Origin of the sequence: Archangium sp., from assembly GCF_036277355.1 — a bacterium.
Taxonomy (GTDB): Bacteria; Myxococcota; Myxococcia; order Myxococcales; family Myxococcaceae; genus Archangium.
In genome coordinates, this window is the sequence record NZ_DASUNC010000140.1 from 1 (window position 1) to 24,120 (window position 24,120).

General features: G+C 70.4%; 23 protein-coding genes and 1 pseudogene. 13 read left to right on the top strand and 11 right to left on the bottom strand.

Features of this window, described 5'->3' with window-relative positions:
• Together VFZ09_RS33410 and VFZ09_RS33415 are read left to right on the top strand one after the other, a co-directional pair.
• A pseudogene (locus VFZ09_RS33410) lies at positions 1–227 on the top strand (serine/threonine protein kinase); the annotation flags it as partial.
• Between the two features lie 236 nt (positions 228–463).
• Positions 464–1,099 (top strand): DUF4304 domain-containing protein, encoded by a 636-nt coding sequence (locus VFZ09_RS33415; protein ID WP_329731784.1) that lies wholly within the window; start codon positions 464–466, stop codon positions 1,097–1,099.
• Between the two features lie 35 nt (positions 1,100–1,134).
• Here the strand turns inward: VFZ09_RS33415 and VFZ09_RS33420 are convergent, their stop codons facing one another.
• Both VFZ09_RS33420 and VFZ09_RS33425 read right to left on the bottom strand, forming a co-directional pair.
• Positions 1,135–2,208 carry an enoyl-CoA hydratase/isomerase family protein gene (locus tag VFZ09_RS33420; protein WP_329731915.1) on the bottom strand — a complete coding sequence of 358 codons (1,074 nt, stop codon included), beginning with the start codon at positions 2,206–2,208 and terminating at the stop codon, positions 1,135–1,137.
• 107 nt (positions 2,209–2,315) lie between these two features.
• A complete protein-coding gene (locus VFZ09_RS33425) occupies positions 2,316–3,383 on the bottom strand; it encodes a branched-chain amino acid aminotransferase (protein WP_329731785.1) in 1,068 nt (355 codons plus the stop codon).
• A 126-nt stretch (positions 3,384–3,509) separates the two neighbouring features.
• Here VFZ09_RS33425 and VFZ09_RS33430 point away from each other — a divergent pair, with 126 nt between their 5' ends.
• The gene (locus VFZ09_RS33430) at positions 3,510–4,901 is read left to right on the top strand and encodes a PLP-dependent aminotransferase family protein (protein WP_329731786.1); all 1,392 of its coding nucleotides are present in this window, start codon (positions 3,510–3,512) and stop codon (positions 4,899–4,901) included.
• A gap of 35 nt (positions 4,902–4,936) precedes the next feature.
• Here the strand turns inward: VFZ09_RS33430 and VFZ09_RS33435 are convergent, their stop codons facing one another.
• A complete protein-coding gene (locus VFZ09_RS33435) occupies positions 4,937–5,665 on the bottom strand; it encodes a hypothetical protein (RefSeq protein ID WP_329731787.1) in 729 nt (242 codons plus the stop codon).
• A gap of 6 nt (positions 5,666–5,671) precedes the next feature.
• Positions 5,672–6,418: a hypothetical protein gene (locus VFZ09_RS33440; protein WP_329731788.1), complete on the bottom strand. Its 747-nt coding sequence runs from the start codon at positions 6,416–6,418 to the stop codon at positions 5,672–5,674.
• 358 nt (positions 6,419–6,776) lie between these two features.
• Between VFZ09_RS33440 and VFZ09_RS33445 the strand changes: the two genes are divergently transcribed.
• Together VFZ09_RS33445 and VFZ09_RS33450 are read left to right on the top strand one after the other, a co-directional pair.
• Positions 6,777–7,229, top strand: a complete 453-nt coding sequence (locus VFZ09_RS33445; protein ID WP_329731789.1) for a hypothetical protein — start codon at positions 6,777–6,779, stop codon at positions 7,227–7,229.
• Positions 7,226–7,624: a hypothetical protein gene (locus VFZ09_RS33450; RefSeq protein WP_329731790.1), complete on the top strand. Its 399-nt coding sequence runs from the start codon at positions 7,226–7,228 to the stop codon at positions 7,622–7,624. Before VFZ09_RS33445 ends, VFZ09_RS33450 begins: the two co-directional genes overlap by 4 nt.
• On the opposite strand, the gene VFZ09_RS33455 is transcribed toward VFZ09_RS33450, so the two are convergent.
• On the bottom strand, positions 7,602–8,051 hold the full coding sequence (locus VFZ09_RS33455) for a hypothetical protein (protein ID WP_329731791.1): 450 nt from the start codon (positions 8,049–8,051) through the stop codon (positions 7,602–7,604). The two genes, VFZ09_RS33450 and VFZ09_RS33455, sit on opposite strands and share 23 nt — an antisense overlap.
• A 404-nt stretch (positions 8,052–8,455) precedes the next feature.
• Here VFZ09_RS33455 and VFZ09_RS33460 point away from each other — a divergent pair, with 404 nt between their 5' ends.
• Positions 8,456–9,700, top strand: a complete 1,245-nt coding sequence (locus tag VFZ09_RS33460; RefSeq protein WP_329731792.1) for a hypothetical protein — start codon at positions 8,456–8,458, stop codon at positions 9,698–9,700.
• Between the two features lie 42 nt (positions 9,701–9,742).
• Here the strand turns inward: VFZ09_RS33460 and VFZ09_RS33465 are convergent, their stop codons facing one another.
• Together VFZ09_RS33465 and VFZ09_RS33470 are read right to left on the bottom strand one after the other, a co-directional pair.
• Positions 9,743–11,965 carry a hypothetical protein gene (locus tag VFZ09_RS33465; RefSeq protein WP_329731793.1) on the bottom strand — a complete coding sequence of 741 codons (2,223 nt, stop codon included), beginning with the start codon at positions 11,963–11,965 and terminating at the stop codon, positions 9,743–9,745.
• A 75-nt stretch (positions 11,966–12,040) separates the two neighbouring features.
• The gene (locus VFZ09_RS33470) at positions 12,041–12,982 is read right to left on the bottom strand and encodes a DUF3445 domain-containing protein (RefSeq protein WP_329731794.1); all 942 of its coding nucleotides are present in this window, start codon (positions 12,980–12,982) and stop codon (positions 12,041–12,043) included.
• A 281-nt stretch (positions 12,983–13,263) separates the two neighbouring features.
• Between VFZ09_RS33470 and VFZ09_RS33475 the strand changes: the two genes are divergently transcribed.
• The 6 genes from VFZ09_RS33475 (at position 13,264) to VFZ09_RS33500 (ending at position 19,666) form a co-directional block, all read left to right on the top strand.
• Positions 13,264–14,415, top strand: coding sequence for a zinc-dependent alcohol dehydrogenase (locus VFZ09_RS33475; protein WP_329731795.1), 1,152 nt, complete (start codon positions 13,264–13,266; stop codon positions 14,413–14,415).
• Positions 14,416–14,426: 11 nt separating this feature from the next.
• Positions 14,427–14,861: a hypothetical protein gene (locus VFZ09_RS33480; protein WP_329731796.1), complete on the top strand. Its 435-nt coding sequence runs from the start codon at positions 14,427–14,429 to the stop codon at positions 14,859–14,861.
• A 204-nt stretch (positions 14,862–15,065) separates the two neighbouring features.
• Positions 15,066–15,749, top strand: a complete 684-nt coding sequence (locus VFZ09_RS33485) for a CHAP domain-containing protein (RefSeq protein WP_329731797.1) — start codon at positions 15,066–15,068, stop codon at positions 15,747–15,749.
• A gap of 182 nt (positions 15,750–15,931) precedes the next feature.
• Positions 15,932–17,434, top strand: a complete 1,503-nt coding sequence (locus VFZ09_RS33490) for a PAS domain S-box protein (RefSeq protein WP_329731798.1) — start codon at positions 15,932–15,934, stop codon at positions 17,432–17,434.
• Positions 17,364–18,533 carry a GAF domain-containing sensor histidine kinase gene (locus VFZ09_RS33495; RefSeq protein WP_329731916.1) on the top strand — a complete coding sequence of 390 codons (1,170 nt, stop codon included), beginning with the start codon at positions 17,364–17,366 and terminating at the stop codon, positions 18,531–18,533. The genes VFZ09_RS33490 and VFZ09_RS33495 overlap by 71 nt, the downstream gene beginning before the upstream one ends.
• On the top strand, positions 18,530–19,666 hold the full coding sequence (locus VFZ09_RS33500; protein WP_329731799.1) for an aminotransferase class V-fold PLP-dependent enzyme: 1,137 nt from the start codon (positions 18,530–18,532) through the stop codon (positions 19,664–19,666). The genes VFZ09_RS33495 and VFZ09_RS33500 overlap by 4 nt, the downstream gene beginning before the upstream one ends.
• Here the strand turns inward: VFZ09_RS33500 and VFZ09_RS33505 are convergent.
• Complete coding sequence (locus VFZ09_RS33505) at positions 19,609–20,421, bottom strand: sterol desaturase family protein (protein WP_329731800.1); 813 nt, start codon at positions 20,419–20,421, stop codon at positions 19,609–19,611. The two genes, VFZ09_RS33500 and VFZ09_RS33505, sit on opposite strands and share 58 nt — an antisense overlap.
• 53 nt (positions 20,422–20,474) lie before the next feature.
• Between VFZ09_RS33505 and VFZ09_RS33510 the strand changes: the two genes are divergently transcribed.
• A complete protein-coding gene (locus VFZ09_RS33510; protein WP_329731801.1) occupies positions 20,475–21,713 on the top strand; it encodes a saccharopine dehydrogenase family protein in 1,239 nt (412 codons plus the stop codon).
• Between the two features lie 86 nt (positions 21,714–21,799).
• Here the strand turns inward: VFZ09_RS33510 and VFZ09_RS33515 are convergent, their stop codons facing one another.
• The 3 genes from VFZ09_RS33515 to VFZ09_RS33525 form a co-directional block, all read right to left on the bottom strand.
• Positions 21,800–22,696 carry an alpha/beta fold hydrolase gene (locus VFZ09_RS33515; protein ID WP_329731802.1) on the bottom strand — a complete coding sequence of 299 codons (897 nt, stop codon included), beginning with the start codon at positions 22,694–22,696 and terminating at the stop codon, positions 21,800–21,802.
• 51 nt (positions 22,697–22,747) lie between these two features.
• Positions 22,748–23,197: a hypothetical protein gene (locus tag VFZ09_RS33520; protein ID WP_329731803.1), complete on the bottom strand. Its 450-nt coding sequence runs from the start codon at positions 23,195–23,197 to the stop codon at positions 22,748–22,750.
• A 94-nt stretch (positions 23,198–23,291) separates the two neighbouring features.
• Positions 23,292–24,062, bottom strand: a complete 771-nt coding sequence (locus tag VFZ09_RS33525; protein WP_329731804.1) for an energy transducer TonB — start codon at positions 24,060–24,062, stop codon at positions 23,292–23,294.
• Between the last annotated feature and the right edge of the window lie 58 nt (positions 24,063–24,120).

Here is a 24,120-nt window from a genome sequence, read left to right on the forward strand (position 1 = left end):
GCCCCGACATCTACGACGTCTCCTCTCGAAGAATGGGAGAGATCTGGAAGCGCCCGGCCGTCATGGGCCGCTACACCCTGGCCGTGCTGCCCGATGGACGGAAGTACCCCGTGTGCATCGTGCTGGGCGACCAGCGCGGGCTCGTGCCCAAACATGAAGGCTCCAAGGAAGGGGCCGCCGTGCTGAACCGGGAGTTGCCAGTGAACGCCGTCTGGCGCTGGCCGTAAGGCCAATGCAACTGCATGGACCTCGGCTTCGTGCGTATTCTGGCCATCGCGATCACTCGTTCTGGGCGAAGCCGAGCAGTTGAGCGACGCTGGTTCCTCTCACTTCTCCGGCTTCGGCTCGGTGTGCTCTTGATGGAAGACCAGGCCGTGTTGGCGGTGCCGCTGTTTCTCAAGTGGCTCTGGCGGAACAAGAGGGAGATGTCACGGTCATCTCGCCATCATGTGAAGGGACTTCCATGCACTATCCGGCACCAGGAGAGCGGCTGACGAGCCGGTTCTTGCTGTTCACGGCCGCGCTGTTGCTGTTTTCAGGTTCCAGCCTTGTTCCTGGCGCACTTGAGGACGAGCGCCTCTTCACCACGGAAGCACCGCAATCCTGCCACGTCGTACACGGGGGAGCCATGAAGGATTCGACCTCTCTGAACAGGACGGTGATGGCGCGGGAGTTGCGCAAGGCCGATTACAAGGGGCGCGCCAATACCTGGCACAAGCCATGTCAGGACACCATTCTGGTCGTCAACCTCCAGAAGTCACAGTATGGCGACGTCCATTACATCAATCTGGGGGTATGGGTGAGGTTGCTGGGAGAGAATGAGGCACCCAAGGAGTATCAGTGCCACATCAGACAGCGCGCCACCTCCTTGCGGACCGAAAAAGCCAAGGCGCTGGAGCAGGCGTTGAACTTCGTGGACACGGCCATGAGCCCGGAAGAGCGTGAAGCGCTCATTGCGGAGTTCATGCGGACCGAGGCCATTCCGTTCCTCGAGTCGATCGCGACGATGGAGGGCATTCGAACCGCGGTCGAGACCCAGCAACTCCGCGGTGGCATGGTCCCAGAGCGCCTACGAGACCTGCTCGTCAGCAAGCCCTGAAGCAGGTCCTTCTCCCTGGAGGACACAGCGGCCTGCTACGGCGCTACCAGGTCCCGCGCGCCAAGCGGCGCGAAGCACGCCTCCACGTCGGACTCGCGCACCCCGGCGAGCGTGGGCGGGTTCCACGTGGGCGTGTTGTCCTTGTCCACGAGCACCGCGCGGATGCCCTCGCGGAAGTCCGGCAGCGCGGTGACGTGCTGGCTCAGCCGGTACTCCACCGTCACGGTCTCGTCGTACGGCCTGCCCCGGCACAGCCGCAGCTGGCGCAGCGTCACCTTCAGGCTCGTGGGTGACATGCGCCCCAGCGTGGCCCGTGTCTCCGTGGCCCACGGCGTGCCCTCGGCCTCCAGCGCCGCGAGGATGTCCTCCACGCGGTCCTTCGCGAAGCACCGGTCGATGGCCTCCGCGTGCGCGCTCAGGGGCGAAGTCCCCGGCTCGGAGGCGAAGCCATTCAGCACCCGCGTGGCCACCGCGCGCGCCTCGTCCGTGCTCCAGTCCGCCGCCGCGAGCGCCTCCACCACGGCCTCCAGCCGCTCGTGCGTCACGTGCTGCGTCCCGTACCCGAGCCACATCGCATCCGCGGCGTTGCACCGGGTGCCCGTGAGTCCCAGGTACGTGCCCGCCTCGCCCGGGAAGCGCGGGAGGAACCAGCCACCGCCCACGTCGGGGAACAGGCCGATCGCCGTCTCCGGCATGGCCAGCACCAGCCGCTCGGTGACGACGCGGTGCGAGCCGTGCACCGACAGCCCCAGCCCTCCGCCCATGCTGATGCCGTCCACCAGCGCGATGTACGGCTTGGGGTAGTGGTGGATGAGGTGGTTGAGCCGGTACTCCTCGTGGAAGAAGGCGCGCGCGAGCGGCTCCTGTCCCGCGGGAGCGGGCGAGCCCATCGACAGCGCCACGGCGCGCACGTCACCGCCCGCGCAGAAGGCCCGGCCCCCGGCTCCGCGAATCACCACCGCCTTCACCTGGCTGTCCTTCGCCCACGCCTCGAGCGCCGGGTGCAGCGCGCGAATCATCCCCAGGTCCAGCGCGTTGAGCGCCTTGGGGCGGTTGAGCGTCACCAGTCCCACCGGCCCGCGCCTCTCCAGCTGCACATCCGTGGTCATGGCCGCGCGCCATAGCAGATCCACGCCCCGCGTCGACACCGTGCGCGGGGACGACCCTCACCCCCCGCCCTCTCCCAGAGGGAGAGGGAGTCCGCGCACAACCTCGGCTACTGGATGACCGTCATCCAGCCGTGGCGGTCCGGATGCGTGCCGTACTGGATGGCGGTGAGCGTGTCGTACAGGCGCTGCGACACCTCGCCCACCTTGCCGTCACCAATCACCAGCTGGCCCTCGCGGAAGCCCAGCGCGCCCACCGGCGAAATCACCGCCGCCGTGCCCGTGCCGAACACCTCGCGCAGCTCGCCCTTCTTGTGCGCCTCGCGCATCTCGTCCACCGACAGCTTGCGCTCGCTGACCTTCATGCCCCAGTCCCGCATCAGCGCCAGCGCGCTCTCGCGCGTGATTCCCGGCAGGAACGTGCCCTCGAGCGGCGGCGTAATCACCTCGTCGCCGATGCGCACGAAGAGGTTCATCGTGCCCACCTCCTCGATGTACCGGTGCTCGGCCGCGTCCAGCCACAGCACCTGCGCGTAGCCCCGCTTCTTGGCCTCCATCGAGGCCTGCAGGCCCGCCGCGTAGTTGGCCGCCGCCTTCGCGCCACCCAGGCCGCCCTTCGCCGCGCGCGTGGCCTGCTGCTCCACCCAGATGCGCACCGGCTCGGCGCCGCCCGAGAAGTAGCTGCCCACCGGGCTCAGGATGATGAAGAAGGTGTACTTGTCCGCCGGCCTCACCCCGAGGAACGCCTCCGAGGCGATCACCGTCGGCCGCACGTACAGCGCCGTGCCCGGGGCGCTCGGCACCCAGTCCGCCTCCACCTTCACCAGCGCCTCAATCGCCTCGCGGGCCATCTCCGGCGGCACCGGCGCCATGGCCAGCCGCTCGGCGCTCGTGTACAGGCGCTTGCAGTGGTCCATGATGCGGAAGGCGCGCAGCTGCCCGTCCTTGCCGCGGAACACCTTCGAGCCGTCGAACACCGCCTGCGCGTAGTGCAGCACCGCCGCGCCCGGATCCAACCCCAGCGGCCCGTGCGGAAGAATCCGCGCCTGGTGCCAGCCACGCTCCGGCGAGTACTCCATCCGGAACATGTGGTCGGTGAAGTACTTGCCGAAACCGAGCCCCTCGGACGGAGGCTTGGGCTTCAGGGTGGGGGCGCGCTGGACCTCGATGGGCAACATGCTTCGACTCCTCGGTTCGCGCTTCCACCCCGGAATGTCGTGACAATCCAGGGTAGAATCGAGACAATCAGTTACGTTGGCAGCCTTGTCCCGTCAAGTGTATCGATTGTCACCATGACAAGTTGGATGCCGGAGCTTCGAGGACGCAACGGTCCGCTGTACCGGGCCATCGCGGACGCTCTCTCGGAGGACATTGACGCGGGGCGTCTGGGTCCGGGCACGCGGCTGCCCACGCACCGGGAGCTGGCCGAGCGCGTGGGCGTCACGGTGGGCACGGTGACGCGCGCGTACGCCGAGGCCGAGAAGCGGGGCCTGGTGAGCGGCGAGGTGGGCCGCGGCACGTACGTGAGGGACCGCGAGGTGCCCGTGCACATGCCCTCGCCGGTGGACCTGGCGCATGACGACTCGCCCGTGGAGCTGGGCATCAACGCCCCGGCGACGCCCGAGGGTGACCCGGCCAGCCAGGCGCTGCGCCGCTCGCTGGAGGAGCTGGGCCGGACGCCGCGCCTGTCGGAGCTGCTGGGCTACCAGCCGGCCGCGGGCACCACGGCGCACCGCGTCGCAGGAGCGGCGTGGGCCTCGCGCTTCGGGCTGCAGGCCAGGCCGGAGCAGGTGGTGGTGTGCGCGGGCGGGCACCATGCCATGGAGGTGGCGCTGGCGGCGCTCACCCGGCCGGGGGACACGCTCGCCACCGAGACGCTCACGTACCCGGGCATCAAGGTGATGGCGCGGCGCTTCCAGCTGCGGTTGCAGGGCGTGGCCATGGACGCGCAGGGGCTGGTGCCCGAGGCCTTCGAGGCGGCGTGCCGGGTGGGCGTGAAGCTGCTCTACACCCAGCCCACGTGCCACAACCCGACGGGCGCGGTGCAGCCGGAGGAGCGGCGGCGGAGAATCGCCGAGGTGGCGCGCAAGTACGGGGTGCTGGTGCTGGAGGACGACGCGTACGGGCTGTTGCCGGAGAGCCGGCCGCCGCCGCTGGCGACCTTCCTGCCCGAGGCGAGCTACTTCATCGCCGGGGTGTCCAAGCTGCTCACGCCGGGGCTGCGCATCGGCTACCTGGTGGCACCGGCGCGGGCGCGGGGCGAGCGGCTGGCCGAGGAGGTGGGGCTGGCCTCGTTGATGACGACGCCGCTGATGGCGGAGGTGCTGGCGCGCTGGGTGGAGGACGGCACGGCGGACGAGCTGGTGGTGCGCCAGCGGCAGGAGGTGTGCGAGCGGCTGGCGCTGGTGCGCGGGCTGCTCGGGCGCGAGCTGCCGAGGGCGGCGCTGGCCCCGCTCTACCACCTGTGGCTGGGCCTGCCCGAGGGCCGGCGCAGCGAGGAGTTCGTGGCGCAGGCGCGGCGCAACGGGGTGTCGGTGTCGTCGGCGGAGCTGTTCACCACGGGGACGGGGCCGGTGCCGGCGGCGGTGCGGGTGTGCATCGGCGCCCCGCGCACGCGCGCGCAGCTGGAGCGGGGAGTGAAGCGGCTGCGCGAGGTGCTCGACGCCGGGCCCGAGCCGCTGGCCGCCATCGTTTGAGCCGGAGGCTCACGTTCCTCTGCTTCGGAGGTCTTCTACCGCGTAGGACGGAACTCCTCTGGGATGGAGTCCTGGAGTAGTTCTCTGAGTTCATTGATTTCGGGCTCGCTTTTCGAGCCAAACCGAAGCCGGAGCAGCGCTAGGAGAACAGATAGCGCTTCATCTGCAAGGGCCAGGGGCAGCGGGTCGTATGCAGCGGGATCTTTCGGAACGACGGGAAAAAGACGGTCCAGCCGTGCGACACCGTCGTAAACGCTGGGAGCGCTATTCGCCGGACAGAAGAAGAACTGGCTGTAGAGCAGTGCATCGATCCGATGCCGCATCACTTCAGGAAAGCCCTTGGGATGCTCGTCGGATTGGATTCCGTAGAGAGGGGCGACCAAGACATTCCGCTCTTGGAGGTGCTTCTTGCCTGCTTGGCGAAGGAGCGGGTCAACATCGTCAAAAGCGGTACCTACAGCAGCAACGATGATGGCAAGCCTTCGCTTGGCTTTTTGCACCATCAATTCCTCATTATCGGCGAGTTGCAGCCGATAGACGGGAAGTCCCTGACGCCGTTTGAAGTCGTCTCGCGTCACGTTTCGAATCTGGGCGCGGGCGGATTCATGCTCTCGTGGTTTGTCGCGCTCGACGTCCAGAATCTGGGGGATCGGCGGATACACTGGGACTGGCACCCAGGCGAGTTGACCCAACGTCGGTATCTGGCGGAAGGAGTTCTGATTCAGCGGCTTGTAGAAAGGGCTGATGAGCGTCGTGAGACTCATACGACTTCAGTCCTCAAGGTCTGGCTGTCGCAGGTCGCCGAATGTGACGACCCCAGAGAACTCCGGGCTGTTCTCGCTCACGTCCTCGTAAGCCGCTGCTTGGAGGAATGCTTCATCGTGAGGCCCAGTGTCCACGGGGGTTCTTGGAGATTCATCCAGCGTTCGGCGACGGAGCGATGCCAAGGCCTCGCGAGCTTGCTTCATCTGTTTCGCGGAGAGCTTCATGGCGGGTACACGAACAACCTTCTGTGGAGTCTGTGCCTTCCGAAAATCCAGTGTGTCTCCTGGCTCGATGTGCTGCATCGGCTCGGTTTCGAAGTACACATGCGTCAGCAGGCCGGGAGTATCATCGGCCCACTTTCGTACAGCTGCTTTCATCCCGGAGGTAACGGACATCGAGAACGAATCGAGGATGCGCTCGGCTGGCAGCTCGGACTTCGGGCGACGCCCTCGGTAGACGAATCGCTCCTCGCCGGTGTGCCTCGATTCGTAGGCTTGTTTCTCGATGAGACCTAGGGCTACGGCTTTGTCGATCGCGTTCAGTGATTCTGCGCAATAAGGTCCGAAATGGACGAACTTCCAGGGCCACCCGGTCAACGTGCTGCCCCCTGTTTTGCGCGCGTAGTAGAGATCCGCGAGGTACAGGAACTTGACGAGGCGAATCGGGGTCAACACCTCGTCACGTTCGGCAGCCCATTGGCAGATGAGCTGGACGAGTTCAGGGAGGCGCTCAGCTGGAAAAGAGCCATCCATCAGTCACCAGATAATACTGTCGGGTCTGACAGCGCTACGGCAGGCGAGCGAGCAGGTTCTCGACCAGTGGGTTGATGGGCCACGGTGCAGAGTCTCTTCACTGAAGAGCCCGTCGAGCAGGAGCGGAGACAGCGAACGCGCACAGGTGGGAGATAGATCATACCTCCTGACCGATTGTCGATCCCCCGCGCGCAAAGTTGTGGAGGGGGTGGGTTTTGTCGGTGCTTTTCATGTGGGTGTGTGCATCGGTGCCCCGCACAGATGCGCCCGGATAGAGTGCAGGACGGCGGCTGCGCGAGGTGCTCGACGCCGGGCCCGAGCCGCTGGCCGCCATCGTCTGAGCGGGAGGCATTCGAGCATGGGAAGCAGGGGACCGGGAGAACACGAGGAGCGCCCTTCCGCGTTCCTCGGCGTCCTGCGCTGCCTCGTCGCGATGGTGACGAGCGGACTGGGGCTGGGGCTCGGAGCGTGGCTCGGGTTGTATGCGGTCGGTGCCCTGGACGAGATGCTGGGCGAACCGATGGGCGGCTCGGGTGACTTCCTGCACTTCGGGCACCTGACCCTGCTGTGCACCGTGCTGGCCGCGCCCCTGGGCGCGGTGTTCGGTGCGTTCGGAGGCCACGCCCTGCTCGCGGGACGTGGCTCCCTCTGGGCGGGACTCGGCGCGCTCCTCGTGGGACTGGCGCCGATACTCCTGGTGTCCCTGATGCTCCGGGGCCTCGCGCTCCCGATGCTGCTCCTGCTCCCGGTGGTCGTGGCCGTGGGCCTCGAGCTCGGCCACGGGGCCCGCGTGAGGGGCGGCGGGGAATGAGGCCGAGGCATTTCAATCTGGCGCGCTGCCTCGTGGCGGCGGTGCTGGGCGGGGTGGGGTTGGGGCTCGGGGCGTGGCTCGGGATGGAGGGGGGCCATGCCCTCGACAAGGCCCTGGGCTACCCGCTGGGCAGGGCCGCCGGGTTCATCGGGAACGTGACCTGGATGTGCGGCGCCGCGGTGGCGCCCCTGGGCGCGGTGGTGGGGGCCTTCGGGGGCCACGCCCTGTTGTCGGGACGTGGCTCCTTCTGGAGGGCGCTCGGCACGGCCTTGCTGGGACTGGTGCCGGTGCTCGCGGGGTTCCTGGGGGTGGCGGCCCTCTTGTTCCCCACGGTCCTGCTGGTTCCGCTGGCCGCGGCCGTGGTGCTCGAGCTCAGCAACATGTCCAGCGAGTGAGGGCCCTCGGCTCCTCGCAAGGCAGGAGCTGGCGAGGGGCGGGGCGATTGTCACTCACGGGCAGGTAGCACCCGCCCTCGTGCACGCCCGTGCCGCGAGGGCAGGGGAGCGCGTGCGCGATCCGCACCCAGCAGTGGCCGTGCAGCTCCTCCGAGGGCGGCTCGCACGGCGGCTTGCGCTGCCCCGGGAAGGGCGCCTCCGGCAGCGGGTAGCCGATGACCACCGGCGTCTCGTTCCCCTGGTCTAGGAAGAGGAGGGGCTCGCTGAGGGCCGTCTCGGCGACGGTGGACGCGTGCTTCGCCGCGGAGGGCTCGGGGGGACGAGGCCAGAGCAGCACGGCGCTCCCCGCGAGTGCCGTCATCGCGCAGGCCCAGCCGCCGATGCGCCCCACCTTGCCGCCTCCAGCCCATTCCGCTCTGCCGATCATTCTCGTGTCTCCCATGCGGGCGGCTCGGAGCGCGTGGCCCCGGCCGCCGGTTGTCCTGGCTCGTTGCCCATCACGCCAGGTGACCCTACCCTACCTGAAATGTCAGATGGATGGGTAGACTTCTGAAGTCACGGGGGGGTGGAGCCCTCCGGACAGGCGAGGAGGTGCGCCGAGCCCTTCGACGCGGTACCGCTCGAGCTGGGCCTGCTCTGGTTGGAGCGGGCTGCGGCGAGCCGGTGACACGGGGGGCTGTCGCTCCCGCGGGATGAGCATCTCTCGCGGGGGATGGGCCGCGAGGTGGGAAGGGGCGTGTTTCTCCTCGGAGGAGGGCGTTGGCAGGCCGGTTGCTTCGAGCGGTGCCTCGAAGCATTCGCTGGCGTGGTGCCAGGGTTGGGGGAGTCATCGTGATGGGTCGAGGCGTGGGAGCAGGGGTGGGCGGTCGGGGCGCGCAGTGGCTGCTGTGCTGCGTGGGGTTGCTGGGCGGGGTGATGGCCTGCGGGCCGGTGGAGCCCGGGGAGCTGCGGTGCGCACCCGAGCAGGGCTGGGAGTGTCCCCGGGGCATGCAGTGCATCGCCGGCGTGTGCGCCGAGGAACCGGAGGAGGAGGCGAAGTGCGCGGTGGGGGCGAAGCGCGCCTGCGAGGAGGGCTGCGCGGGAGTGCAGACGTGCGGGGCGGACGGGACGTGGGGCGCGTGCGAGACGTGTGGGCAGGGGCAGCGGTGCGTGGGGAACCAGTGCGTCTGTGATGCGAAGTCCTGCGCGGACGGCTGCTGCCAGGGGAACACGTGCGTGCCGGGCACGGCGAACGCGGCCTGCGGCAAGGGAGGCGCGGCCTGTGAAAGCTGCTCCGGGTCGTGTGATGCGGCCCGGCGCGCCTGTGTGAGTTGTGTGGGGGATGCGCAGTGCGGGGGCCCGACGCCCCGGTGTGACACGGCGACGGGCACGTGCGTGTGCGCGAAGACGGAGCAGACCGAGAGCCGGTGCGGCGACGGGCAGGACAATGACTGTGATGGCCTCGTGGATTGCGCGGACCCGGACTGTGGGGCGAAGTCCTGCGGTGCCAATGGGAAGGTGTGCGGCGGCGCGAGCTGTGCCTGCCCGGGCGGCGCCACCGAGCTCCTGTGTGGGGACGGAAAGGATGATGACTGCGATGGGCTCGTGGACTGCGCGGACCCGGACTGTCAGGGCAGGACGTGCCGCTCGGCGGCGGGCGTGTGCGACCAGGAGGAGGTGTGCACCGCGGGCGTGTGCCCGGCGGACAAGCGCATCGGCAACGACATCGTCTGCCGGCCTTCACGGGGCGCGTGTGATGTGGAGGAGCGGTGCGATGGCCAGGGGGTTTCGTGCCCCGGGGACCGGAAGGTGGCGGCGGGGACGGTGTGCCATGCCTCGGCGGGAGCCTGCGACCCGGCCGAGACGTGTGACGGCGTGACTCCGGCGTGCCCGGTGGACAGGCTCCAGCCCGCGGGCTCCGTCTGCCGCGCGGCGCGGGGGGACTGCGATGTGGTGGAGAAGTGCACAGGCACGAGCGCCACGTGTCCCGCCGACGCCGTGGACAGCGGCAAGTGCAATGACGGGAAGGCGTGCACCACGGACACCTGCGGGATGGATGGCATGTGCCGGTACATCCCGATTGGCGTCTGCTATTGAGAACGGAGAGAGCGCCACTGCGGCGAGGGGTGGCGCTCCTTCCTACGTCTGTTTCATTCCCCTGGACATGACATCCACCAGGGCATCCACGCTGACGTCGATGGTGAAGCCCCAGACGAACACCGCGGCCAGGTCCTGCGCGGTGCCGGTGAACTTCTCGGCGAACAGGAAGAAGCCCACCGCGAGGATTCCGATTCCCGCGATGATCGTCCGCGCCGCCTTGGCCCGCAGCAGCGCCTTGAAGGCCAGTGCATGGCCCACCACGGGAGAAACGGGGGCCGCCGGCTGACGGACCCGCTGGAGCAGTCGGCTCAGCGCCTCGGGAATCGCCCCGAGCAATCCCTGCGGACTCTCCGGGAACGTCACCGGCGGAATGGCGGGGACCGTGGGGAGGGGAATCGCCACGGAGCGCTGGGGTGCCTGCTGATCATCGCCGGAGAACGACTCGAGGATCGGCGAGCCTCGATGGACCGCCTCCTGCTCCTGCCTGTGTTTGACCACCAGGGCCGCGAGCTCCACATAGCGCCGGTGGTCGATGAGCTCCCGCGCCGCGTCGTCCGGTGTGCTCCCGAGCGGTGCCACCGTCACCTGCTTCAACACCCGTTCCAACGGACGGCTTCGGTCGATGAGCCACGCCAGCTGCTCCTCCACCGTGCCGTTCCGCGGCCGGGACCACTCCTGGAGCTCCTGCTCCAGCCCACCCAGGGGAACGCCCCCCGCGTCGAAGACGTCCCGCACGCCGTAGAGGATCCGCAGCAGCTGGGCTCGGAGCTGGGGCTCGGTGTTGAGCAGCATCGTGCGCGCATCGTGGGCGCCCGAGAGCACGGCCCGCAGGTCGAGCTGGGCCGCGTCCAGGGGAATCTGTCTCAAGGCGTCGTGGAGGTGCTCGATCTGCTCGGAGAGCGCCTTCTGGTCCTCCTGCCTCAGGGGCAGCGGCGCGTCATCGAAGCGGGCGAGCTGGGTGTCCACGGCTCCCCGCCAGGTCCGCAGCTTCTCCCGGAGCGCCTGGGCGAGCAGCGCGAGCTGGCTCTCGAGCTCCTGGTCCGCCGCCGCCACGGAGTGGGACTCAAGCCACTTCCGGCTGGCCGCGAGCGCCTCGCGCGCCTTCCCGAGGGTCTCCTGGGTGGAAGGCGGGAGCGACCAGGCGATGGAGAGGAGCTGTTCCGCCTCGGTGAGCCGGGCCTCGGTCTCGGCCTGGCGTCTGTCGAACTCCGCGCGGGCCGCCTCGAACTGCTGCTCCACCTGGGGGAGCTGCTCGGAGAGCCCCTTCACGTCCAGCGTCCGCAACTGCGCGAGCGGCGCGCCCACCTCCTCCAGCGACTTGAGGTAGAGCGGATCCGGCCGCAGACGCCGCTCCTCGTCGAGCTTCAGCCGGAGCGCCTCCGCCTCCACGCGCTTCTCGTTCAGCTCCACCTGGTACTTGAGCCACGTGCGCAGCAGGTAGCCCGTCAACAGGCCCAGGACGAGCAGGAGGGGAACCCAGAGCACCGTCCGCCGGGTGCGCACCTCGTAGGTGACGGTGAGCGGCGTCTGGAGCTGGGGCGAGAGCAATTCCACGGTGCCCTTCGCGGTGCCCACCGGGAAGTCCCCGCTCACCTTATAGGAGATGTCCGCGGAGCCTCCCGGCGGGATGACCACCGGGACGGGCGGCGTGCCGCGAGCCGTGTCGAAGCTCAGGGACCCCGTGAGGGTGGTGTCTCCCGAGGTGGCCGCCGTGACGGGCTGGATGGACAGGTGCGTCACCCGCGAGCGCCCGCTCGTCTCCGAGAGCGTGAAGAGGCCCGGGGTGTCCTGGTGTCGATTGAACAGGCCGATGACCCGCTCCATCAGGGGCGTCGCCTGCGCCCGGAGCCGGGCCTCGGGGACGAGCACCTGCAGCTTCAGGTACTGCTGCTCCTGTCCCTGCCGCAGGGAGAGCTGCACGTCATAGGTGCCGGGCTGCGGCAGCTTCGCGAGCTCGACCGTCAGCGAGATGCCGGGGTGCTGCCCGGGAGCGGACTCGGAGAGCGTGGCGGTGAAGGCCTCGCGCAGCGCGTTGTCGTGCCAGTCGCCGAGCCCCACGTCGATGGGCTTCTCGCCGATGTCCAATCCCTCCAGGGTGCCACCGGCGGGCGGGGCGAGGGCGATCCACAGCGTCCGCGCGTCCGCGTCCACCTTCACCGAGTAGACCCGGCCCGCCGGCAGCTCCACCAGGTCCCTGGCGAGCGCCGGGGCCGCGAGCCACAGCGCGAGGCAAAGGGGAAGCAGGCCCGTCGTCCGTCTCATGGAGCTCCTCCGACCAGGAGGCCGGAGTATTCGCTTGTCCATGGCGCGACGGGAAGCCTCGTTCGCGGGCCGCTGTCAGGAGTTGACCGCGCGGGGCACGGGCTCGGCGTCGAGCCAGGCCAGCAGCGGCGCGAGGAAGGGGGTGAGCCGCTTGTAGGTGCTCGTGTCGGCGGGCACGGTGCGCAGCACCCCGGCGAGCCGGCGGCGGCGCGCGGGATCCTCCACCTCGGTGGCCACGGGGGCACTGTAGGTATGGATGGTGAAGAGGATGGCGCCCGTGCGCGGCATCAACGAGAGCGTCTGCCGCTCCAGCCGCAGGAAGCACCGCTCCCCGGCGTTGTCCGGAGTAATCCCCTCGAAGAGGTGCCGCCACTCGGGGAAGCTCCAGGGCTCGAGGTCCATCCGGTCCGTGACGGTGATGGCCCAGTTGCAGCGGGTGACGGTGCGCCCGGGTTTGAGGCCCTCCATCAGCCGCGTGGTGGCCACGCCCAGCTTCTCACCGAAGCCCGGCACCGGCGCGTGGATGTCGAGCAGCGAGCGCCCCATCTTCTCGTCCAGGCTCCACATGGAGGGGAAGCACAGCTGCCCGGCCATCATCGGCAGGCCCTCGCGCGTGCCGTCCATCAGCAACAGGTCCTCCTGCACCTGCCGGCCCAGCCAGTCCAGCGGCGCCAGGGGCAGGCTGCCCGAGTCCCCCGGGGTGAAGCGTGTCTCCGTGCCGAGCAGGAGGTTGCGCCAGTGCCAGCGCCCGCCCTCCACCTCCAGGGCGAAGTGCCGGGGGTGCTGGCGCGCCAGGAGGGGCAGCAGCTCCGTCACCGTCTCCCACTGGTGGGGCTCGGTGCCGGGCAGGGCCTGGAAGCGGGCGTGGAGGTTGGCGGAGAGGTGGGCCTGTTTGAGGGCGAGCTCCCGGGCGTAGTGCGCCTCGTCGACCTCGATGAGGGTCTCGCCGGGGCGGAGCGCGCGCACGCCCAGCGTCATCGCGTAGCTGTCCTGCTCGAAGGGGAAGTAGGGCAACACGTGGTGGCTCTCCGGCTCCCGATTGTACGGCCTGCACTCTCCCCCGGGAACAGCCATTCCCAGACGCCGGCGCGTGGCGTTGAACCGATGGGGATGGCCTGTGCGCGGGTGCCGCGGTGCGCAAGAGGGCGGCCGGGCAGGGGAGCCCTCCGGCGGCCGTTGCTGGGACGGAGTGGGCTGCGCGGCCCGCATGTCCCCGGGGCCCCCGCGCGAGCACGGTGCGTAGCTTGTCCGTGCATCGCCGCGGACGGCAGGGACGGCGACAGGGAGGGAAGCGGACAATGCAAGCCATGATCTTCGAGGGGCCCTACCGCGTCTCGGTGGGGAACAAGCCGGACCCGGTCATCCTCCACCCCAATGACGCCATCGTGCGGGTGACGCGCTCGGCCATCTGCGGCTCGGACCTGCACCTGCTGCACGGCTTCATCACGGACACGCGCGTGGGGTGCACCTTCGGCCACGAGTTCGCCGGGGTGGTGGAGGAGGTGGGCACCTCGGTGCGCACGCTCAAGCCGGGGGACCGGGTGGTGGTGCCCTTCAACATCTCGTGCGGCACCTGCTTCTACTGCCAGCGCGGGCTGACGGCCTGCTGCGAGAACACCAACCCCAACAGCGAGATGGCCTCGGGGGTGTATGGGTATTCGCACACCACGGGGGGCTACGAGGGCGGCCAGGCGCAGTACGTGCGCGTGCCCTTCGCGGACGTGGGGCCCATGAAGATTCCGGACGACATGGACGAGGAGGAGGTGCTCTTCCTCAGTGACATCCTGCCCACGGGCTACCAGGGGGCGGAGATGGGCAACATCCAGCCGGGGGACACGGTGGTGGTGTTCGGCGCGGGCCCGGTGGGCCTGTTCGCCATGAAGTCGGCATGGCTGCTGGGCGCCGGCCGCGTCATCGCCGTGGACAGCCTGGAGTACCGGCTGGACTTCGCGCGCAAGTACGCGCAGGTGGAGACGCTCAACTTCAAGGACGAGGAGAACATCGTCGCCACCTTGAAGGAGCTGACGCGCGGCCGCGGGCCGGACGTGTGCATCGACGCGGTGGGCCTGGAGGCGGAGGGCTCGGCGATGCACAGCATCCTGGGCGTGAAGCTGAAGCTGGAGGCGGGCTCGCCCACGGCCATCAACTGGGCGATTCAATCCGCGCGCAAGGGCGGCACGGTGTCCATCATCGGCGTGTACGGGCCGCCGTGGAACATGGTGGCGATCGGCACGGCGATGAACAAGGGACTGACGCTGCGCATGGGCCAGTGCAACGTGAAGCGCTACATGCCGCACCTGCTGGAGCACATCCGCGCGGGGCGCATCGACGCCAGGGGCATCATCACGCACCGCTTCCCGCTCGCCGAGCTGCCGCGGGCGTACGAGCTCTTCGAGAAGAAGCGGGATGGGTGCATCAAGTGCGTGCTGCTGCCGCACGGGCATGCGTGAGGAGACACGGGATGGCTGCTGAGCATGAGCAGGACATGACGACGGCGGAGCAGGTGCACGCGGACATTCCGGGCTGGGGCGTGGACGGAGACCCGGAGAACCGGCCCGGAGTGCCCATGCTGTTGAAGCCGGAGCCGCGCGGGGGCGCGCATTGGCACAGGCCGGAGCGCCAGCCGCCGCCGGACTTCCCCGTGTTCAAGCGGGCGGAGCTGGATGAGCTGACACCGGCGTTCGGCACGGCGGCGCCGCCCAAGGGGTTGAGCGGGGTGCTGCGGCGGGTGGCGTACGCGATACCGGAGAACCGGGTACGGCACGTGATGCTGCTGTTGATGGCGGACCGCGTGGACGTGCTGGAGTCGAGGCTGCTCGGGAGCCCGGCGAAGACGCTGGGCACGGTGCTGAGCCTGGTGGGCGGAAGCTGGCTGCTGGGACGGCTGCGGACGTAGATGACCCACCTGCGGGGACACCTCCCCACTTCCTCTCTCCCCTCTGGATAGGGACGGGGTGAGGGTGCTGGGGAACCCGGATTCCCCACGCCCACGCCCACGCACCTACCCGCGAGCCGTAGTCTGGTGAACAGGCGGGCACGGGAAGCCACGGCCGCGGCCGCTCGCGAGTGAATGCGCCGGGCGGTACGCTCGTCTGCCCGGATGATGCTTCGCAAGCTCCTGCTGCCATTGATGCTCGCGGTGCTCGGCTCGGCTCCGGCCGTGGCCGCATCGCGTGGACCGGTGACGCCCGCGGCGAAGTCGAAGAAGGCCACGGCGAAGCCGGTGGTGAAGGCCACACCCGCCCAGAAGAAGCGGCCCGCGGCCCCCCTGCCCAAGGGACGCCGTGTGGCCACCCGCGCGGGGAAGCTCGTGGGCGCCTCGCTCACGGCGTACCGCGTCCCGGACGACTGCTCCGGCCTGGTGCGCGCCGCCTACCAGGCCGTGGGCATCGAGCTGCTCTCGCACGGCACGCGGCCCGGGGAGAACGCGGTGAGCGCCATCCACCGGCGCGCGCAACGCGCGGGGGCCCTGCACCAGCGCACGCCCAAGCCCGGCGACATCGTCTTCTTCCGCGAGACGTATGACCGCAACCGCGACGGGGAGCGCAACGACGGGCTGACGCACGTGGGCGTCATCGAGTCGGTGGAGCGCGACGGCACCGTGGTCTTCGTGCACCGCGGCGGCAGTGGGGTGAAGCGCTCGCGGATGAACCTGCGCTTCCCGACGAAACGCGAGCAGGGCGGGCGCGTGTTGAACGACTACATCCGCCGGGCCGAGGATGGAGAGCGCGCGAGATTCGCCAGCGAGCTCTTCAGCGGCTACGCCTCGGTGTCGCGGCTGTAGTCCCCGGGCTCCGGGGAGCGGGCGTGCCTCCGGCCGGGGGCCCGTGCCCTCCCTCGTACCCCGGTGAGTACCTACCCCCCAGGGCAGGAGGAAGAAAAGGCGCGGGCGCTGTTGAACGGGTGGACTCTGCTGCCCCTGGGGTACGGGTGAGCGACACGCGGCCGCACAGTACGCGACGGGCCATGGAGCGGCTGCTGCGGCTCCAGAAGGTGACGAGCAAGCTGTCGCAGGCGCTCACGCCCGAGCAGGTGGCCCGCGTCATCGTCCAGCAGGCGGGGCCGGCCATGGGCGCGGCCGAGTGCTCCATCTACCTGTGGGAGGAGCCGGGAGTGCTGCGGCTCGTCCAGTTGGTGGGGGTACCCCAGTTGGATCTCGATGGCTGGAGTTGCGTGCCGCTGGAGATGCCGGTGCCCATCGCCGACGCGGCGCGCACGGGCGAGCCCGTCTGGATGGAGTCCCCGCAGGTGCTGCTCGAGCGCTACCCGTCGATGGAGGGCGTGCCGTTGAACCCCCAGCGGGCGTGGGCCAGCCTGCCCCTGGACGTGGAGGGGCGGGTGCTGGGGGTGCTGACGCTCGGCTTCGAGCGGGAGCGGGGCTTCGCGGCGGAGGACCGGGACTTCGCCTGCCTCGTCTCGCGGCAGTGCGCGCAGGCGCTGGAGCGCGCCCACCTCTACGCCCGCGAGCGCGAGCTGCGCGAGCAGGCCGAGCGGGCCCGGGCCGAGGCCGAGGCGCACCGCCGGCGGATGGAGCTGGAGCGCAACCGCCTTCAAGCCGTGCTGCAGCAGTTGCCCCAGGCCGTCATCCTCGCCGAGGCGCCGGAGGGCCGGCTGGTGATGGGCAACGCGCAGGCGGTGCGGCTCCACGGGGAGACCGTGCCCGCCAACTGGAGCAAGGAGGAGTACACGACGGCCAGGACGGGCTTCCACGCGGACGGGCGGCCCTACTCCCCCGACGAGTGGCCGCTGGTGCGGGCCCTCACCCGGGGCGAGGTGGTGCGCGGCGAGGTGATGGAGGTGGCGCGCCCGGACGGCTCGCGCTTCAGCCTGTCGGTGAGCGCCGGGCCGGTGCGCGACGCCGAGGGCCGGGTGACGGCCGCCGTGGCGCTGATGGAGGACATCACCGAGCGGCTGCGCCTGGAGACGTCCCTGCGCCAGGGCGAGGCCGTGTTCCGCCGCATCATGGAGTCGGACATGATGGGGCTGGCCTTCTCGGACGCGGAGGGGCGCATCCACGAGGCCAATGACGCCTTCCTCTCGCTGGTGGGGCATGGCCGCGAGGTGCTGGAGCGGGGAGGGCTGCGGTGGCAGGCGCTGGTGCCGCCCGAGGGGCGGGAGGTGGGGGAGCGCGGGCTGCGCGAGCTGTGGGCGCGCGGGGGTGGCCTCCGCCTTCGAGTTGGAGCTGCTGCGCCGGGATGGCAGCCGCGTACCGGTGCTGACGGGCTCGGCGCGGGTGGAGGAGCAGGAGCGCATCCTCAGCTTCGTGTTGGATTTGTCGGACCTCAAGCGCGCGGAGGGGGCGGTGCGCTTCCTCGCCACGGCCAGCCGGGTGCTGGGCCAGTCCCTGGAGGTCTCGGACGCCACGCTCCAGCACGTGGCGTGCCTGGCGAGTGTGTCGGTGGCCTCGTGGTGTGTCATCGACCTGGTGACGCCCGAGGGGGGGCTGCGGCGCGCGGCGGCGGCCCATGAGGACCCCGCGAGGGAGCTGAAGCTGCTGCGGGCCTGGCCCACGCCCTCGCCGCACGACTCCGGGGGCCGGCTGCTGGAGGCGTTGCACTCGGGCGAGCCGCTGCTCTTCCAGGACTTCCGCGCGGAGACGTGGCGGGAGGTGTCGTCGGGCTTCGTGCCGCTGGAGCAGGTGATGGAGGCGGGGGAGGTGTGCTCGGTGATGGTGGTGCCGCTGCGCTCGCACGAGCGGGGGCTGGGGCTCGTCACGCTGGGCACGTGCATGCCGCGGCGGCGCCAGGGGCCGGAGGACCTGGCCATGGGGCAGGAGCTGGCCCACCGGCTGGCGGCGGCGCTGGAGAGCGCGCGGCTCTTCCTGGAGTCCCAGCGGGCGGTGCGCCTGCGCGACGAGTTCCTCGCGGTGGCCTCGCACGAGCTGAAGACGCCGCTGACGCCGCTGCGGCTGCAACTGCAGGGCCTGAGGCGGGGGGTGGAGGCACAGGGGGGTGAGCCGGTGCCGCCCGAGCGGATTCTCCGGGCGGTGCGCAGCTGCGAGTCGCAGGTGCGCAAGCTGGCGGGGCTGGTGAATGATCTGTTGGACGTGTCGAAGCTGGCGCGGGGCCGGCTGCCGCTGCACCTGGAGGAGGTGGACCTGGGGGCGGTGGCGCGCGAGGTGCTGGAGCAGCTGTCGTCCGAGGCGGTGAGGGCGGGCTGCCGGGTGGAGCTGATGGACGGGGAGCGGGTGGTGGGGAGGTGGGACCGGTCGAGGTTGGAGCAGGTGGTGACGAACCTGCTGACCAACGCGCTGAAGTACGGCGCGGGCCGGCCGATCCACGTGCACGTGGGGTGGGGGCACGGGGTGGCGAGGCTGTCGGTGCGGGACGAGGGGATTGGAATCGCGCCGGAGCACCGGGGCCGCATCTTCGGCAAGTTCGAGCGCGCGGTGTCCGAGCGCCACTACGGCGGGCTGGGGCTGGGGCTGCACATCACCCAGCAGATTGTCAGCGCGCTGGGGGGCTCCATCCTGGTGGAGAGCGAGGTGGGGAAGGGCTCGACGTTCACCGTGGAGCTGCCGCCGGACGCCGCGGAGGCGGGCGCGCGGGCTATGCTCGCGCGGCCATGATCCTTCCCGCCCAGCGCCACCTCTTCGACCTGCCCGATGACGTCACGTGGCTCAACTGCGCGTACATGTCCCCGCAGCTGCACGAGGTGAGCGAGGTGGGGAAGGAAGCGGTGATGCGCAAGGCGAAGCCGTGGCTGCTGAAGCCGGAGGACTTCTTCACGGACTCGGAGGCGCTGCGCAAGCTCTTCGCGCGGCTGGTGGAGGCGGACGCGGACGGGGTGGCGCTGGTGCCCTCGGCGAGCTACGGGCTGGCGGTGGCGGCGGCGAACGTGCCGGTGAAGGTGGGGCAGCGGCTGCTGGTGCTGGCCGAGGAGTTCCCCTCCAACGTGTACCCGTGGCGCGAGCTGGCGGAGCGCGCGGGAGGGCAGGTGGTGACGGTGCGCCGGCCGGAGGATGGGGACTGGACGCGGGCGTTGCTGGAGGAGCTGGACGAGCGCACGGCGCTGGTGGCGGTGCCGCACTGCCACTGGACGGACGGAGGGGTGGTGGATCTGGTGCGGGTGGGGCAGCGGGCGCGCGAGGTGGGCGCGGCGCTGGCGGTGGACGCGACGCAGTCACTGGGCGCGCTGCCATTGAGCGTGGCGGAGGTGAAGCCGGACTTCCTGGCGGCGGCGGGCTACAAGTGGCTGATGGGGCCGTACAGCCAGGGCTACCTGTACGTGGCGCCGAGGTTCCGCGAGGGCCGGCCCCTCGAGCACAACTGGCTGATGCGCGGGGGGAGCGAGGACTTCGCGCGGCTGGTGGACTACCGGGACGACTTCCAGCCGGGGGCGAGGCGCTTCGATGTGGGGGAGCGCAGCAACTTCGTGCTGGTGCCGATGGCGATGGCGGCGCTGCGGCAGTTGCTCAAGTGGGGCGTGGCGGACGTGCAGGAGACGCTGCGCGCGCTGACGGAGCGGGTGGCGAAGGGGGCGAGGGCGCTGACGCTGGAGGTGCCGCCCGAGTCACAGCGGGCGGGGCACATGGTGGGGCTGAAGCGGCGGGGAGGCTACGGGCCGGACGTGGCGGCGAAGCTGGCGGCGCGCAAGGTGTTCGTGAGCGTGCGCGGTGACAGCATCCGCGTGTCCCCGCACCTCTATAACACCGAGGCGGATGTGGACCGGCTGCTGGAGGAGCTGGACGCGCTCGTGTGAGCCGGTGGCACCACCTGCGAGCGGGCGAAGGAGGCCTCGTAGTCCGGGGCGAGCGTGCCGAAGAGCCGGTCCCACACGACGGTGTAGAAGCCGTAGTGGTGGGCGAGGTCCAGGTGGTGCCGGGCGTGGAAGGTGGTGGTGGCCACGGCACGCAGGAGGGGCCAGCGCACCCAGCCATCCGGGAAGGGCTCCACACCCAGGTGTCCGAGCAGGCCCCAGAGCGTGTTGAAGACGAGGTAGAGCAGCATGCCGGCCCACGAGGCCTCATAGGCCACGCACACGGCGAGCCACAGGGCGCCGAAGCCGAGCACCTCCAGCGGGCTGAGGACGAAGAGGGTGAGGGGCCGGGCGCGCTCGTAGCGGTGGTGGGGCGCGTGCAGCCAGCCGTAGAGCAGCGGCAGGTGCGCGGTGCGGTGCAGCAGGTACATGCCCAGGTCCATCACCCCCACGAGCACCAGCACGTCCACGAGCACGCGGGGGCCCCAGTCGAGCCGGAAGTGTATCCACCCCTCGCGCCACAGCAGGAGGCCGGCGAACGTCACCACCGAGTTGAGCACGACGCACACCGTGGCGAGCACCCACTCCTCGCGCTGGAGCGGAAGGGCCTCGGGGGCCACGCGGCGGTGGGAGTAGCGCCGCACCAGCCACTCCCCGAGCGCCACGGCCAGCAGGAGCACCAGGGCATTCTTGGCCAGGAAGACGAGGGCGGCCTGCCACAGCGGCACGGTGCGCAGCCAGTCGATGATCTGGTGCATGGGACGTACTCCTTCCTTCCGCTCGGGTGCTTCCGGTGCTTGCATCCGCGAGCATGACAGACCGTGAGCAGCGCCGCACCCAGGCCCGGGAGTTCGACCTCGTGCTCTTCGGAGCCACGGGGTTCACCGGACGCCTCGTCGCCGAGTACCTCGTGAAGAAGCGCCCCTCGCTCCGCTGGGCCCTCGCCGGCCGGAGCCTCGACAAGCTCGAGCGGGTGCGAAACGAGCTCGCCTCGCTGGAGCCCTCCGCGAAGGAGCTGCCCCTGGTGGCGGGTGACAGCCTGGACAAGGCGGCCATGGACGCGCTCGCGAGGCGCACGCGCGTGGTGTGCACCACGGCGGGCCCCTACGCCCGGTATGGAAGCCTGTTGCTCGGCGCGTGCGCGGAGCAGGGCACCCACTACTGTGACCTGACGGGCGAGACGCACTGGGTCCGGGAGATGATCGACGCCCACCATGCCCGCGCGGTGGAGACGGGGGCGCGCATCGTCCCCTCGTGCGGCTTCGACTCCATCCCGTCGGACCTCGGGGTGCTGCTGCTCCACGAGCAGCTCGCCGCGAAGGGCGGGCGGCTGGCCGAGGCCCACTACCGGGTGCGGCGGATGAAGGGCGGCGCGAGTGGGGGAACCATCGCCAGCGGGCTCTACGCGGCGGAGCGGATGAGTGACCCCGCGGTGCGCCGGGTGATGGGGGATCCGTTCTCGCTGAGCCCGGAGGGAGCGCCGGAGCGGAAGGGGCACGGGGACTGGCTCCGCCCGAGGCGAGACCCGGAGACGGGGCGGTGGCTGGCGCCGTTCTTCATGGCGCCGGTGAACACGCGGGTGGTGCGGCGGAGCAACGCGCTGCTCGGCTACGCCTACGGGCGCGAGTTCCGTTACGACGAGGCGATCGACGTGGGGCGGGGCCTGGGGGGAATGGCGCGGGCGGCGGCGACGAGCGTGGGCATGGCGCTGTCGGGAGCGGTGGTGTTCGGGCCGGTGCGCAAGCTGGCCGAGCGCTTCCTGCCCGCACCGGGCGAGGGGCCGAGCCGCGAGCAGCGGGAGAGCGGCTTGTTCGAGATCGAGCTGCTCGGGGTGGGGACGGCGGGGGAGCGGGTGCGAGCGCGCGTGGGGGCGAAGCAGGACCCGGGGTACGGGGCGACGTCGTGGATGCTGGGCGAGTCCGCGCTGTGCCTCGCCGAGGACGCGCTGCCGGAGCGCGGAGGGCTGCTGACCCCGGCCTCGTGCATGGGGATGAAGCTCGTCGAGCGGCTGCGCGCCGCGGGCATGACGTTCCAGGCCGAGGCCCCCTGAAGCAAGCCCCCACAGGGTGTTGCGAGGAGCCATCGGTGGGCTCACCGGTGTTTCGGTGAGCCCAGGGGGTGACGCATCCGACCGCGTCAGCGGAGTGACGCCCCCGATGCGGTGACGTGGCCCCGGAGTCTCACGAGGATGTCCCGGGCGCGCGTCCAGAGAATCGAGCCACCCTCCTGGGGCTCCAGGAAACGGGTGGCGTAGGGGAAGCGAGTGGCCAGCGTGGCGCCGAAGTCGGGCGAGTGGACGGTGCTGGTGTCCGCGCCGCCGTACCAGAGGTCCACCGGGACGGTGATGTGCTCGGGCTCCACCAGCCACGGGTTCAGCGCGTTGACGAGATCCCTCGCGTACCCCTGAGCGCCCTGGGAGAAGCCCTCGCGCAGGGCCCGCTGGTACGCCGGGCCGAACGAGTCACTCAGGTAGAGCGCCCGATCGCGCTCGCCGCTCATGCCGAGGATGAGCTGCCACAGGCCGTCCCACGTGGCCATGCGGGAGAAGGACTGCTCGAAGCCGGCGGGGTCCTGGCGGGCGGCGCGGACCATCGAGGCCACATCCGGGTGCAGGCGCGGCGCGAGGGACGGCCAGGCGAGGTCATCCTGCCCGGACACGAGGGCCACGGCCTTCACGAGCCCTCGGCCCGCGAGCGCCAGCGCGAACGGTGCGCCCTGGGAGAATCCCACGGCGGTGACGTCCCGCGGCTCGAGCGCGGTGAGCAGCTGGCGCACGTCCTCGGCCCAGGAGGCGAAGGTCTTCTCCGGGTGCGGAGTGGACGCGCCGAGGCCGGGCCGATCGATGGAGAGGAGCCGCAGGCCGAGCTCCGCGAGCGCATCCGCGCCGAAGCCGAGCGAGCCGCTCATGGCGGCGCCGGTGCAGAACAGGACGGGGAGGCCGTTGACGGGTCCCCACTCGGACCAGGCGAGGGTGCGGCCGTCGTTCAGCCGCAGGGTCGTCTGTCTTTCGGGAGGAGTGACACGCACGTTCATGCGGCGGGATGATAGCGGCGTCCCCGAGACATGCAGTGCGGGAAAAGAGGCTCAGGTCCACGCGTCCGCTCGCAGGAAGGCGTCCTCCCGTTCTCCCGCGAGGTGCTCCCGGAGCTCCCGGCTGAAGCACTCCAGCTCATGATAGGTCGTCTGGAGCTCGACCTCGGTCATGTGCTGGGACTGCGGGCGCTCGGAGGGGCTGACGGTCGTCGCGACACGAACGCGGACGCCGATGTGGCCGGCAGCGTCCACCTGATAGGCGGAGATCGCCAGGTGGATTTGCTCCAACCGGTCGTTCCTCCAGTATCCACCGGCGAGGCCCGTCCGGGCCTCCTCGGCCAGAGGAAACGCCGCGAGCGCCGAGGCGAACCGCTCGAGCTGCTCCGTGCCGAACCAGGCGCTGCCCTGCCCGCTGAAGCCCTGGGAGCGGACACTGGCATGAAGCTTCCCGGTGCCGTCGTCATCCGGCTCGAACGCGAGACGCAGTCCGTCATCCTTCATGGGCACATCCTCCCTTCACGCATCCGCGTGGCACGTGAAAGGGAGACTAGCCCACCCGCGTCCACTCACACCGTGGCGGGTTGGACACGGTCCATCAGCGGGGGAGGCTGAAGCGCAGGCGGAAGACGTACTCCACCTCGATGGGCTCGCCCCCGTCCGTCGCGGGCTCGAAGTGCAGGCCGGACAGTTGGCGGAGGACGGCCCACTCCAGGTGCGGCAGGGGCTTGCTGATGCAGCAGTCCTTCGTCTCTCCCTCCGTGGTGATGCGGCACTGGGCGATGAGCAGTCCCTGCACGCGCGCCTCGTACGCGTCCCGGGTGTACGTGGGCCAGCTTCCCGAGAGCAGCCGGGGCATGCTCATCCCCGGTCCGAAGAGCCGGGCCACCGGACGGCTCGGGTCGGAGCAGCTCCGGATCTGGCGGGGGTGGAGCGCCTCCTGCTCGGGACGCTGGAAGTCGGCGCGCCAGCCCGTGGGCGTACGCTCGAACAGCACCGTCTGCCAGGTGGTGGTGGTCTCGGGGTGGCGGTGGATCCACTGATTCAGCGCGATGAGGCGCCGCGTGGGCGACGAGGGGTTGAGGATGGGCGACGTCCTCAGCGACGCGGCTTCCCAGCGGGGGCGGGTGTACCGGACGGAGCCGGCGGCCTGCCCGTTGCCGTCATCCACCTCGCGCTCCACCGAGCACTCGACGAAGCGGGACAGCGCGGCTTGGAGGCCGGGCCGGTCGAGGTCCATCTCCGGCAGGTACGAGGGATGGCGCCGGAGGAAGTCGAGGTCCTCCTGCCGGATGAGCTCGGAGGGGCGGTAGGACTCCGGGAGGCGCGAGAGCACGGGCTCCGGGAGCAGCTGGTACTGGCAGAGCACTTCCGCGATCCGGGCCCGCGTCAGCTCCGGGCGCGGTGCCTGGAGACTCCCGTGCCAC